The organism is Streptomyces spiralis, assembly GCF_014654675.1.
In the GTDB taxonomy this organism is placed as follows: Bacteria; Actinomycetota; Actinomycetes; order Streptomycetales; family Streptomycetaceae; genus Streptomyces; species Streptomyces spiralis.
In genome coordinates, this window is the sequence record NZ_BNBC01000003.1 from 43102 (window position 1) to 55819 (window position 12718).

The following is a 12718-nucleotide window of genomic DNA, read 5'->3' on the forward strand; positions in this document are numbered from 1 at the left end:
GATGACCAGGGTCGGGGCCTGGATGCGGGGCAGCGCGGCGCGGATGTCCACCTTCAGGTCGGCGTCGATCTGGCGGAGCAGGTTCGCGCTCGGACGCATGCCGGTCGCCAGCTCCTCCACGGCCTCGCGGTCGATCGAGTTGAGGTAGGAGCGGCTGAAGGCCGTCAGCATGGCGTAGCGCGCGAAGGCCGTCGGGTTGTCGGCCAGCGTGCGCCACACGCTGAGGCCGTTCTGGATGTACGGGTCCTCCGGACTGCACCACCCGGAGAGCGTGATCAGGCGGCGCACCAGCTCCGGGTGCTGCGCGGCGAGCAGGGCGACGACGGGTGCGCCCAGCGAGTAGCCCAGGACGTCCACCGGGCTGCGCCCCAGGTCCGCCACCACGGCGGCCAGTTGGGCGGCGAGCACTTCGACGGTCAGCTCGCCGCCGTCGTCCTCGGCCGCGTCGCTGCCGGACAGATCCGGGAGGACGACGGTGTGCGCGCCGGTGAAGTACCCGAGCGCCGACTCCCAGGTCACCGACCCCCTGCCGGAGCCGTGTACCAGCACGAGGACGGGACCCGAGCCTTCCAGGCGGTAGGGGATGCGGGCGCCGTCGACGGTCACTGCGGGCATCGTTCCTCTTTCCGTAGAGGGTGGGGTCCGTGGAACACCGCCAACGATGCGATGCTCCGGCCCGGATGAGGAGCGGACCGCTCTGCCTAGGACCGGCGATCCCAGGGTCCGCAGGTTCTCGTGGCCTGCCGGTGCCGGATCATGGGGGCATGCCGAGCGAACTGAACCGCCGTGAACTCGCCGACTTCCTTCGCCGGTCGCGGGAGCGGCTGCGCCCGCACGACGTCGGGCTGGCCTCCGGGCCCCGGCGACGGACGCCCGGGCTGCGCCGCGAGGAGGTGGCCCAGCTGGCCGGGATGTCCGCCGACTACCTGATGCGCCTGGAGCAGGCACGCAGTCCGCAGCCTTCCACCCAGATGCTCGGCGCCCTGGCACGCGCGCTGCGGCTCACCGAGGACGAGCGCGACCACCTGTTCGTGCTGGCGGGGCACCGCCCGCCGGAAGGCCGCCGGGCCGGCAGCCATGTGCGTCCCGGGCTGCTGTACCTCCTCGACCAGCTGGCGCGCACTCCCGCGCAGATCCTCGGCGACCTGGGCGATCTGCTGGCGCAGAACGCCATGGCCGAGGCCCTGTTCGGCTGTGTGTGCACCGTGGAGGAGCCCGACCGGAACGTGGTGTGGCGGTGGTTCACCGACCCCTTCGTCCGCGAGGCGTACCCGGAGGACGAGCATGAGCGGCGTGGCCGGCTGGTCGTCGCCGACCTGCGCACGGCGGTGGCCCGCCGCGGATCCGGCGACGCCGAGGCGGCGGCGCTCGTCGCCCGGCTACGGGAGGCGAGCGAGGAGTTCGCCGCAATATGGGACCGCCACGAGGTGGCCGTCCGGCGGCAGAGCCGGCTGCGGGTGCGGCACCCGGAGGTCGGGCTGATCGAGTTCGACTACGAGGCACTCCTCAGCCCGGCCGAGGACCAGCGGCTGCTGCTCTTCACACCCCCGCCCGGCACACCGAGCGCCGAGGCCCTCGACCTGCTGCGCGTCGTCGGGCCCGAGACGGCGCACCGCAGCCACCGCTGATCAGGACCCGAGGGCCCACCTGCGGGGGTGGTGCGCGTGAGGAGCACCGCGTCGGTGCCGCCCACAGCCGTCCCCCAAACGGGCGAACGTTGTCCGATGCGGGCACTAGTGACATGGACGCGCACAGTTGCTTGGATGTGACAAGCGCTTTCCGGCCGAACCTTGGAGCGTGCCCGTGCAGCCTTCGCGTCGTGCTCTGTTGTCGGTGTTCCCCGCGGCGACCCTGCTGGCAGCGGCCCAGCCGCTGAGAGCATGGGGCGTGCCCCGGCCGGACGGGACCGGCGCCGACGCGGCCGCCGACCATGCCGTACTGATCGGTAACGTCGTTGCGATGTTCGCCGGCACCGCGGATTCCAACGCGCGGCCCGAGGTGGGCCCCAAGCTCGCGTCCATCGACTCGACCGCCCGGGCCCGGCTGACCGCGATGGACGGCGCCGGGCAGGGCGAGCTCTTCCGGGGCGTTGCCCTCGGCACGAGTGACGCGAACCTGACGACGTCGTTCCAGTACCTCTACGAGATCGCCCTCGCGACCCGCACGCCCGGCGCCACGGCGTCCGATCTCCGCGACAACGTGACCGTCCAGAGACGGGTCATCGACGGCCTGGCGCGGCTCTACGACGACTACTACGGCACCCAGTCGAAGGGCTACTACGGCAACTGGTTCAACTGGGAGATAGGCATCTCCTCCCACGTGAGCAAGACCCTCGTCCTGCTCGAGGACCAGCTCGCGGAACACCGGCCCGACCTCACCGCCGCCTACGTCGCCTCCATGGACGCCTATCTGCGCAACGGCAAGAACGGCGACGTCGACCTCGACTCACGCTTCCACACCGGCGCCAACCTCGCCGACATCACGACGAACCGGATCCTGCAGGGGGCCGTGCTCGACGACGGCGCCCGCATCGGCAAGGCCATAGCCGACCAGCTGACCGTCTTCGCGACCGTCGACCCGTATCACCCCCAGCACGGCGTCACCGACGGCTTCTACTCCGACGGTTCGTTCGTCCAGCACGCCTCCGTCGCCTACACCGGCTCCTACGGCACGGGACTGCTGACCCGCGTCGTCCAGACCCTCAAGATCCTCGAAGGCACGAGCTACGCCCAGGACATCGGCGGCCTCGTCGACACCGTGCAGCGATGGGTGGTCGACGGCTTCGCTCCGCTGATCTTCGAGGGCTGGATGATGGAGATCGTCAAGGGCCGCGCGGTGTCCAGGACCGCCACCGGGTACGACTCCGTCGCCTCCGTCGTCGAGGCCGTCGTCGACCTCTCCGGCTATGCGACCGGTGCCGACGCCACGGCACTGAAGGGCTACGTCAAGCACATACGGCAGACGTCGAAGGCCGTACTCGACCCGAAGAGCTTCGTCTCCCCGGTGAGCATCGCCCGCTACGCCGCCCTCTTCGCCGACACGTCGGTCCCGGCGAAGGACCTCAACCCCGCCGAACGGAACGTGGCGTTCAACGCGATGGACAGGACCGTCCACCGTCGCCCCGGCTACGCCTTCGCCCTGGCCCGCAGTTCCACGAGGATCAGCAAGTACGAGTACATGAGCGGCGAGAACCTCATGCCGTGGTTCCAGGGCGACGGTGCCCACTACCTCTACCTCTCCGGTCAGGACCAGACCCAGGCCTTCGGTGTCGACTACTTCACGGCCGTCTCGCCCTACCGTCTCGCCGGCGTCACCGCTCCCGTGGAAAGCCGCAAGACGATTCCCGAGCTCTACGGCACTCAGTGGTACGACAACCCGGAACGCGGGTTCACGTCCTCCTCCGAGTCGCAGAACACCTACGTGTATTTCCCCCGCGGCACCAACACCTTCTCCGGCGGCGCCGGCCTCGGCGCGTACGGCGCGGTCGGACTCGTCCAGGCCGACGACGCCGCGTACGCCGCGAAGCAGGCCGGCGACCTTCCCGACGACTTCGTCGCCTACCGCAACGCCCAGGCCACGAAGTCGTGGTTCATGTTCGACGACGAGATCGTCGTCCTCGCCGCGGGAGTGGGTGACGCCGCGGGGCGCCCGGTGACGACGACCATCGACAGCCGGATCGCCGGCCCGTCGGACGTCGTCACCCTCACCGGGGAGCTCCGGAACGGCAGGGCCTGGTCCGGCCCGGGTACGGCCCCGCTGGCCTGGCTGCGTTATGCCGATGCCGGCCAAGGCACCGCGGTCGGATACGTCTTCCTGGACGAGCAGCAACCGACCGTCGCGCTCGATGCGGTCAGCCGCAGCCGCCGTATCGTCCGCGCCTCCAATCCCGACACCGTGGTGAGCAAGCAGGTCTTCTCCGTCTCCGTCGAGCAGGCGGCCGGCGCACCGTCCACCTCCATGGCCTACGCCCTCGTCCCGAACGCCTCCGAAAGACGGTTGAGGTCGTACGCCCACGGACCGGTGTCCGTGCTGGTCAACACCCCGGGGATCCAAGCCGTGCAGCATGCGGGACTGCGCATCGTGGCCGTCAACGTCTTCGCACCCGGGACACATCACGCCGGGCCGCTTTCGGTCGACGGCCCGGCATCGGTGATCCTCCAGGAGGCGCGCGACGGCACCACCAGGGTCGCGGTGTCCGACCCGACGACGGAGCGGGATGCGGTCTCGGTCACCGTTCGCGGCCGGACCCTGAAGGCGCTCTCGGTGGACGACGGGGTCAGCGTCAGCCCGACCCGCGGCGGGACGCGCATCGACATCACCACGCGTCACTCCTACGGCCGGAGCTTCACGGCAACGCTGCGTCAGCATCGTGCGCCCACCCCGCTCACGGCAGCCGACCCGACGGCTACGAGTTGAGGTCAGCCGCTGGTTCCGACATAGAACCTCGTGAGCGCAAACAGGATCAGGAGATCGAGTGTCATCATGGGAATGGACCACGCCGGATAGTGCGGCACGAACATGAACTGGGTGATCAGGCTGATCGCTGCCACCGCGGCGCCGGCGCCGCGCCCCCAGCTCTTGTCCGCCAGGACCCCCAGGCCAGTGACGATGAGCACCACTCCGACGACGAGGTGTATGACGCCCCAGCTGGTCAGGTCGAACCAGTAGGCGTAGTCGGACGGGGTGACCAACAGGCTGTCCTGTGCAATGCCGGACACGCCCATGAGGATGCTGAGCGCCCCGCTGAGCGTCATCATGCCCGCAGCAGCCACCGAGGCGCCGCGCGGCGTCTTGACGCCGTCTCCTGGCTGCGTCTTGCCGGATATCGCTGTCATGAGCATCGTCTCCCTCCGAGCGCGGGTCAGCGACGCGCAGGGCACGCACGAAGCCGGCCACGCCTCCCTGCCAGGATCGGCGCAATCATCCGGTGCCGCGACCGCAGTCGAAGGAGGTGACCACCCGGCATCGGCTCCACCACCGCCCCGGAGAAGACCGCCGCTCATGAGGGGATGATCTCTTCCGGCTGGGCGCGGGTCGTGTCGACGCGGTCGAGCTGCCGCAGTGCGAGCAGCCCGCCGACGCCCGGAACGACGGCCAGGACCTTGGCGGTGGTCCGGGCCTGCTCGAGGCGCCAGGTCGCGATCACGACGTACAGGTAGGCGCAGCCATGGGTGGGGCCCGTCAAGGACGAGACGGGTTCGAGGTGGACGGTGAACAGGTTGGACAGCATCACGATGAGCGAGATCAGCTCTGCGTGAGCCGCGATGCGCAGATGGCGCGGAGACCACGGGTGCACGGTCACACCCCCGTCGTGGAGCCGGGACGGATGATCATCAGAACGGTGACGGTGGCCCACAGCAGATTGAAGATGCCGGTGAGCATGGCGAGAGGCCGCTGTGCCAACGGGGTCCGGGCTGACGACGACGGCGAGGCCGAACTCCCCGTTTCGGCCAGTGCGCGGTCCTGAGCAGGCAGGATCAGCAGGGCCAGGACGCCTGCGGCCGCCGCGGTCAGAACGATCGAGGTGATCAGCCAGGCGTCGCCGAGGACACCCAGACTGCTGGCCGTGGCCAAGCCGAAGAGCGGGACCGCGATGCCGATGCCCGCGTAGACCCGGCAGATCCGGTGCAGCGTCCGCAGGGTCGTCAGGGCGTCACCATCGCTGGAGTCGCTCAGGGCCCGGCGCAACGTCGCCGGGAACATGCTCGCGGCGACGGTGACCGGACCGACGGCCACGATGGCGGCCAACACGTGCAGGGACAGGAGGAGCTTGGTCACGCCTGGTGCTCCGGGGCGGTCCGACGCTCACCGATGACCTTTGAGGAAGGCAGCCGGCCGGCCTTGGACGTGCCCTGGAGCGTGTCGCCCTCGACCGTGACGTCGAACGCCAGGTTCAGCCGCATGGGCTTGGTGACGGTCTGCTTCCAGGTGAGCCGGTCGCCGTCGAGGGCGATGTCGTGCAGTGGTACCACCTCGCCGGCTCCGTGGGCGACGCCGGTCAGGATTCCGTCCTGGTCACGGAGTTCGACCGCGGCCTTCATCTTGCCGATGGGGGTGGAGATGGACAGGTTCCAGGTGCCTTCGACGGACATGCTGATGTTCTTCCTGACTGTGCGATGTGGACGGTGGGGTGAATGACCGGCGCCGGGAAAGAGCGCGGGCGGAGAGTTCAGAGGAGGGCGGGGATAGGGCCCTGGGCGCGCCAGACGGTGCCACGGCGCTCGTGAGCGAACAGTTCCTCGACGGCGTGCGCGACGCGGGGACCCACTTCACGCTCCAGCAGGTAGAGGCCCAGATCGAGTCCGGAAGTGACACCGGCGCCGGTGATCAGGTCGCCGTCGTCCACGACGCGGGCGCGGATCGCACGGGCGCCGGTGGCGTCCAGCAGGTCCAGGCCCATGTGGTGCGTGGTGGCGTGGCGTCCTTCCAGCAGACCCGCCAGGGCCAGGACGAGCGAGCCGCCGCAGACGGTGGCCACCGTCATGTCCGGGTCGTCCATCGCCTGCTTCAGGAGCGCGGGCAGCTCGGTGGCCAGTGTGCGGCCGAGAAGCACCGGGATGAACTCGTCCTGCTTCCATTCGCCGGCACCCGCGCCCGCCTCCTCCTCCGGAACCTCGCCGGGTTCTCCGACCCGGCCGGAGGCACCGGGCAACAGGAGCATGTCCGCGCGCTCGAGGTCGAGGGCAGCGGTGGCGCGCAGCGTCAGCCCTCCGGTGCCGCTGGTCACCTCGCGGGGCCCCTCCGCGGAGACCAGCTCCACGGTCACCGCACCCTCGGTTGCCGTGCCGCCGGCGTACAGCACCTCGTAGGGGGCGATGACATCGAGCGGGTCGAAGCCGTCGAACAGGACGACCTGGATGTGCATGGGTGTTCCTTCGGATGTCGATTTCTCTCGGGCGTTCCGAAGTCAACCCGCTGTGACCGTGACGGCCCAGTGGCACGAGTGACAGGTTTCAACGGGATAATGCCAAGCGGTTCCCGGCAGCTCGGACCTGCTGTGACATGGACTTGCCCCGGGTACCGGTCCGGACCCGTCGCACCGACGAGGAGGTACGTTCCGGCCATGCACACCGTCGCCGTACTCGCTCTGGATCAGGTGATCCCGTTCGACCTGGCCACCCCGATCGAAGTCTTCTCCCGGACCCGCCTGCCCGACGGGCGCCCCGGCTACCAGATCCGGGTGTGCGCCGAGTGCGACGAGATCGACGCCGGAGCCTTGACTCTGCGAGCCCCCTGGGGCCTGGACGGCCTCCAGGACGCGGACACGATCATCGTGCCGGGCGTCTCCGATCCCATGGCCCCGCTCCCCGCCGTCGTGCGTGACGCGCTGCGGTCGGCCGCAGCCGACGGCACCCGGATAGCCTCCATCTGCACAGGCACCTTCCCGCTGGCCGCCACCGGACTTCTCGACGGGCTGCGCGTCACGACCCACTGGCGTGCTGCCGGGCTTCTCGCCGCCACCCATCCGGACCTCAACGTCGACCCGGACGTGCTCTACGTCGACAACGGCCAGTTCCTCACCTCGGCGGGCGCGGCCGCCGGCATGGACCTGTGCCTGCACATGATCCGCCGCGACTACGGTTCAGCCGTCGCCGCCGACGCCGCCCGTCTGTCCGTGATGCCCCTCGAACGGGAGGGCGGACAGGCGCAGTTCATCATCTACGATCACACCCCCACGCCGCGGGGCTCCGAGCTGGAAGTGCTGCTCGACTGGTTGCGGGAGAACCTCGCCCGTGACCTCACCCTGGCCGACATCGCCGGACAGGCCGGGACCAGCACCCGAACCCTGATCCGGCGATTTCGCGACCAGACCGGCACCACGCCGCTCCAGTGGCTCCACCGAGCCCGCATCCGCCAGGCACAGCACCTGCTCGAGACCACGGAGCACTCCGTCGAGCGCATCGGCGGCCAGGTCGGCTTCGGCTCCCCCACGGCCTTCCGCGACCGCTTCAAACGCACGGTCGGCGTCAGCCCGCAAACCTACCGGCGCACCTTCAGCTGAGCTCTCGGCCACGCCGACCGCGTCATTTGGCCGGCGGCCGGTCATACGCCATCGCAGCGAGTGGTGGCCGCCGGGTTCTGCGCCCGGTCAGCGGACCGGCGGTCCCTGGTACGCACCGGCCGCGGGGCGTCGCTCCGGGATCGGGAAGCCGAAGTAGTCGTGACGGCCCGCGTCCGGCACGGGCGCACCCAGGCCGAGAGCGGAGGAGGCTTGGGCGATGCGGTAGGAGTCCGGGTCACCGGCGTCCGCGCCGGCCAGGGCTGCGATCAGCTTCGGGTCGGCGGTGCTGCCGCCGGGATTCGTGCCGCTGCCGTCGGTGTTGGCGGGCACTCCGCCCGGGATGCCGTACAGGACGTTGTGGTCGAAACGCAGGTCCGGCGTGGGGTTCTTGAAGCGGTAGCCGTCGGTGGCGGTGTCCCCCGGACCGGCGAAGATGTTATTGCGGACCGTCAGTTCGTGCCGGGTGGTGGCCGGCGAACCGGCGTCGTCCTGCACCAGGTAGGCGGGGACCGATTCCTTGTTGAGGAAAGTGTTGTTGTAGATCTGCGTGTTGAGGATCGGACCCCAGCAGTTCTGCAGCAGCCGGGCGCCGTCGTTGTGGCTGATGTTGTAGCGGGCGACGACATCGACGGTCTTCGCGCCGCTGTACGGGCAGTTCAGCAGGAAGCCGCCCTTGTTGTCGTGGCTGTAGTTGTACTGGAACACGGTGTGGTTCGAGGCGCCGTCGGCGTCGAAGGACATGCCGTCAAGGCTGTTGCCGCCGCCCGACACCTCGTTGTACTGGATGAGGGTGTCGTCGGTGTTGAACGTCCAGATACCGGCGTTGGCGACCTTGGAGCGCAGCTGGAACCCGTCCACCCGGTTGTGCTCCACGACCGCCCCGGAGGTGGTGTCGAGCTTCATCGCGTCACCGGCGATCGACGTCAGCGTGTTGTGGTCGATCCGGACGCGGGTGCTGGGCGTCCACGGGCCCGGGTACGCCGTGGGGTCCTGCTGGTTGCCCACCAGGTCGCGGCGGGAGAACGTCGACTTGAAGTAGATGCCTTCCCGGTCCACGTCCCGGATGTGGTTCCCGGTGATCCGCAGGCCGTCGAACGCGCTCGCGGTCGTCGTGCCGGCGACGTCGATCTGGATACCGCTGGAGCCGGTGAGCGTCTTGAAGTCGCCGCCGCGCACCGCGTGCACGTCCAGGCCGGAGAGCACGTAGTGATGGCCGATGCCGTAGTCGGCCAGCTCCAGCCGCACGCCGTTGCGCTCGGTGCCGGGCGTACCACCGGAGTTGGTGATCTCGAGATCGCGGACCTCGACGTACTCCATGTTGCGCAGCAGCACCGTGTCGTGCGCGCCCCCGCCCTCCAGATGCGGCCGCGTACCGGTGCCGTAGGCGCCGATGCGGATGGGTGCGGCGGCGGAGCCGGCGCCGGACGGGGCGAGGGTGCCGGTGCAGGTCGTGCCCCGGGCTATGCGCAACTGGTCGCCGGGGCCGTAGCGGTGCGCGCCGGCCTGCGCGAGGGAGTTCCAGGGGTGCGCATGGCTGCCGTCGCCGGGTCCGCTGTCCGCGGAGCAGTCGAGGTAGTAGCGGTGCCCGTCAGGGGCGGCGGATGCGAGGGCGGGGGACGCGGTGGCGGCCAGCGCGACTCCCACTGCGCCGGCGAGCACGGCGCGGAAGCGGGCACCGGAGGGGCGGTGGGGCATGTGAGGTCCTCTCTGGGGAGGGAGCGGCGGAGCTCGGCCCGAGCGGTGCCTCACCGTACGGAGACCGACTGATCTCGGTCAAGCAATATGAACAGTTCGCTCACATTGTGATCGAATGCTCAAAAAGGGGTCCCGAAATCAATTCACCGCCCGTCTCCCGTGCCGACGTGACGGGACGCCTGCCTACGGCGTGGTCATGGGCTTCAACCAGGAAACAACAATTCCCCACAGCCCAGAACGCGCCCCTCGATCCCTCCACTGCTTGATCCCGACGGCTCCGACCCAGGGCTGACCGAGGCCGCTGGTCTGAACCAAGAGGTCTAGACATCATGTTCGGTCCTGTGCAACGGTGATGAACAGGCCGCCACTTGCTCAGAACTGTCCGGCAACTCGACAGAGCCCGAGGAGGCTTGACGCGCCGCCGGAGACCCGGCCGCCCGTTCCGGCGCCGGCGGACGGCCGTGCCGTGAGACCCGGTGTCGGCTGCGCGGATCCAGACCTGGACGGCCCGACGGGCCGTCCACTCCTGCAACGGATCGGAGACCTGTGAAGAGATCTCGTTCCCTCATCAGCACATCGGTGCTGGTCGTCGGCCTCGCCGCCGGCCAGCTCGGTCTCGGACCGCTCGCCCACGCCGAATCCGCCCCCGAGGCCACGGCCGGACAGGTCCTCCCCGTGGTCTCCCCCACACCGCAGTCGATCGCCAGAGCGGGCGCGGACGCCGAAGTCACCGAGCGTGCGGTCGTCGTCGCGGACGACCACACCGACCCTGCCGCCCGTGACCGCCTGGCGAGCGAGTTGCGTGCCCACGGCGCCGACCGGGTCGACGTCGTCGCCCCCGGCACCCGGATACCGTCCGGGCTGCTGACGGTGCGTCTGGGACCCGGCGCCCGGGCCGACATCGCCGCGGGCCTCGACGGCACGACCACGCCCGGCCAGGCCGAGGGCTACGCGCTGCGGGTCACCTCGGACGGCTCACAGAAGCAGGTCGCTCTGGGCGGCACGGATGCCTCGGGTCAGTTCTACGCCGTGCAGACGCTGCGGCAGTTGTTCGTCCGAGCGGACGACGGCTGGCGCATCGCGGGAGCCGAGGTCAGTGACCACCCCTCGATGCCCCTGCGCGGAACCATCGAGGGCTTCTACGGCCAGCCCTGGTCCCCGGCCGAGCGCCTCGACCAGATGGACTTCTACGGCGACGTCAAGGCCAACACCTACGTCTACGCTCCCAAGGACGACCCGTACCACCGCGACAAGTGGCGCCAGCCGTACCCGGCTGACAAGCTCACCGAACTCGGGCAGCTGATCAAACGGGCGGCCGCCAACCACGTCCGGTTCACCTTCGCCGTCTCCCCCGGCGGCTCCATCTGCTACTCCGACCCCGCCGACCGGACGGCGCTCAAGGCGAAGCTCCAGGCCGTCTACGACCTGGGCGGGCGCGCGTTCTCCATCCCGCTGGACGACATCAGCTACACCAAGTGGAACTGTGCCGGCGACCAGACGGCATTCGGGGCTCCCGGCCGCACCGCCGCGGCGAAGGCCCAGGTCGACCTGCTCAACGACGTCCAGCGCTCCTTCGTCGCCACCCACCCCGGCACACAGCCGCTGCAGATGGTGCCCACCGAGTACGGAGATCTGACCGACACCACGTACAAGCAGACCATGCGGGCCACACTCGATTCCTCGGTCGTCGTCATGTGGACCGGCACCGACGTCGTCCCGCCCGCCATCACCAACCAGCAGGCGGACGCCGCCTCCCAGCTGTTCGGCCGCAAGGTCTTCGTCTGGGACAACTACCCGGTCAACGACTACGGCCACACCAGCGGCCGGCTGCTGCTCGCACCGTACGACAAGCGCGAGGCCGGGCTGTCCGAGCACCTCAGCGGCATCGTCGCCAACCCCATGAACCAGCCCTACGCCAGCAAGATCGCCGTGTTCGGCTCGGCCGGCTTCGCCTGGAACGACAGTGCCTACGACGCGAACGCCACCTGGCTGCAGGCACTCGCCTACCTGGCCGGTGGCGACCGCGAGGCGGCCGGGGCCCTCCGCGTCTTCGCCGACCTGGAGCACCTCGCCCCCACCTTCGGGGCGACGCCGTGGCAGCCGCAGGCTCCGGAACTGAGCGACCGCCTCGCCCGGTTCTGGACGCAGTGGAAGGCCGGGAAGCGGACCTCGGCCCTGGCGGACCTGCGAGCGTACGCCGTCGCCATCGCACAGGCCCCGGCGGAGATCCGCGGCGGCGCCGTGCAGGCGGGATTCGTCGCGGACTCCGGGCCCTGGCTGGACGCCACCGCGCTGTGGGGCAGGTCGGCGGTGTCCATGGTGGACGCCCTCGCCGCCCGGGTCGACGGTTCGCCGGACCGGTCGCAGGCCCTGCTCGAGGAGTCCCGCACGCTCCGGCAGCAGGCCGAGGCCATGCGCGTCGACCCCTCGCGCAACGCCTGGGGGAAGGCACCGGTCAAGGTCGGTGACGGTGTTCTCGACACCTTCCTCGTGCAGGCCGACACGATGCTGCAGCTGTGGGACTCCGCGGGCGGTGGCGAGAACCTCGCCCTGGCGGGCACCGCGAGCGCGTCCAGCGTGGAGCAGGACCTCGACCGGCTGGCCGCCCGCTACGTCAACGACGGCTCCACCACGACCCGCTGGGCCTCGGGATACGGCGACGACGAGTGGGTCCAGGTCAAGCTCGCCGCACCGGCGAAGGTCGCCGCGGTGACTCTCGCCTGGGAGGACGCCTGCGCGACCGAGTACCGTATCGAGACCTCCGCCGACGGCGTGCACTGGACCACCGCCGCCACCCGGACGCCGACTGTCTGCGGTACCGATGTCATCCGCCTCACCGGCGACCAGCCCGTCGACCACGTCCGCATGCAGGGCGTCAAGCGCCGCACCAGCTGGGGCTACTCCATCTACGAGATGGGGATATACGGCACTGTCGTGAGCAGCTGAACGCGTCAGGCCTCGCGGGGGCGGGACTGCTCTTCGCGACAACCATGACAAGGGGCGGACGGTCTTGCCGACCGT

General features: G+C 70.0%; 11 protein-coding genes. 4 read left to right on the plus strand and 7 right to left on the minus strand.

The window, feature by feature from the left end; genetic code table 11:
* On the minus strand, positions 1-615 hold a 615-nt coding region (locus IE318_RS04510; RefSeq protein WP_189896614.1), incomplete at its 3' end, for an alpha/beta fold hydrolase.
* Between the two features lie 149 nt (positions 616-764).
* Between IE318_RS04510 and IE318_RS04515 the strand changes: the two genes are divergently transcribed.
* Both IE318_RS04515 and IE318_RS04520 read left to right on the plus strand, forming a co-directional pair.
* Positions 765-1628 carry a helix-turn-helix transcriptional regulator gene (locus IE318_RS04515; protein ID WP_189896617.1) on the plus strand — a complete coding sequence of 288 codons (864 nt, stop codon included), beginning with the start codon at positions 765-767 and terminating at the stop codon, positions 1626-1628.
* 175 nt (positions 1629-1803) lie between these two features.
* Positions 1804-4416 (plus strand): polysaccharide lyase family 8 super-sandwich domain-containing protein, encoded by a 2613-nt coding sequence (locus IE318_RS04520; protein WP_189897109.1) that lies wholly within the window; start codon positions 1804-1806, stop codon positions 4414-4416.
* A 2-nt stretch (positions 4417-4418) separates the two neighbouring features.
* On the opposite strand, the gene IE318_RS04525 is transcribed toward IE318_RS04520, so the two are convergent.
* From IE318_RS04525 to IE318_RS04545, 5 genes are all read right to left on the minus strand, one after another.
* A complete protein-coding gene (locus IE318_RS04525) occupies positions 4419-4835 on the minus strand; it encodes a DUF7144 family membrane protein (RefSeq protein ID WP_229903331.1) in 417 nt (138 codons plus the stop codon).
* Positions 4836-4999: 164 nt separating this feature from the next.
* Positions 5000-5302: a DUF3817 domain-containing protein gene (locus IE318_RS04530; protein WP_189896619.1), complete on the minus strand. Its 303-nt coding sequence runs from the start codon at positions 5300-5302 to the stop codon at positions 5000-5002.
* On the minus strand, positions 5299-5778 hold the full coding sequence (locus tag IE318_RS04535) for a DUF2269 family protein (RefSeq protein ID WP_189896621.1): 480 nt from the start codon (positions 5776-5778) through the stop codon (positions 5299-5301). Before IE318_RS04535 ends, IE318_RS04530 begins: the two co-directional genes overlap by 4 nt.
* Positions 5775-6092: a hypothetical protein gene (locus IE318_RS04540; RefSeq protein WP_189896624.1), complete on the minus strand. Its 318-nt coding sequence runs from the start codon at positions 6090-6092 to the stop codon at positions 5775-5777. Before IE318_RS04540 ends, IE318_RS04535 begins: the two co-directional genes overlap by 4 nt.
* 77 nt (positions 6093-6169) lie before the next feature.
* On the minus strand, positions 6170-6865 hold the full coding sequence (locus IE318_RS04545) for a DJ-1/PfpI family protein (RefSeq protein WP_189896627.1): 696 nt from the start codon (positions 6863-6865) through the stop codon (positions 6170-6172).
* A gap of 198 nt (positions 6866-7063) precedes the next feature.
* Here IE318_RS04545 and IE318_RS04550 point away from each other — a divergent pair, with 198 nt between their 5' ends.
* A complete protein-coding gene (locus IE318_RS04550; protein ID WP_189896629.1) occupies positions 7064-8002 on the plus strand; it encodes a GlxA family transcriptional regulator in 939 nt (312 codons plus the stop codon).
* Between the two features lie 87 nt (positions 8003-8089).
* On the opposite strand, the gene IE318_RS04555 is transcribed toward IE318_RS04550, so the two are convergent.
* The gene (locus IE318_RS04555) at positions 8090-9697 is read right to left on the minus strand and encodes a right-handed parallel beta-helix repeat-containing protein (protein WP_189896631.1); all 1608 of its coding nucleotides are present in this window, start codon (positions 9695-9697) and stop codon (positions 8090-8092) included.
* Between the two features lie 546 nt (positions 9698-10243).
* Here IE318_RS04555 and IE318_RS04560 point away from each other — a divergent pair.
* On the plus strand, positions 10244-12643 hold the full coding sequence (locus tag IE318_RS04560) for a glycoside hydrolase family 84 protein (RefSeq protein WP_229903332.1): 2400 nt from the start codon (positions 10244-10246) through the stop codon (positions 12641-12643).
* Positions 12644-12718 lie beyond the last annotated feature (75 nt).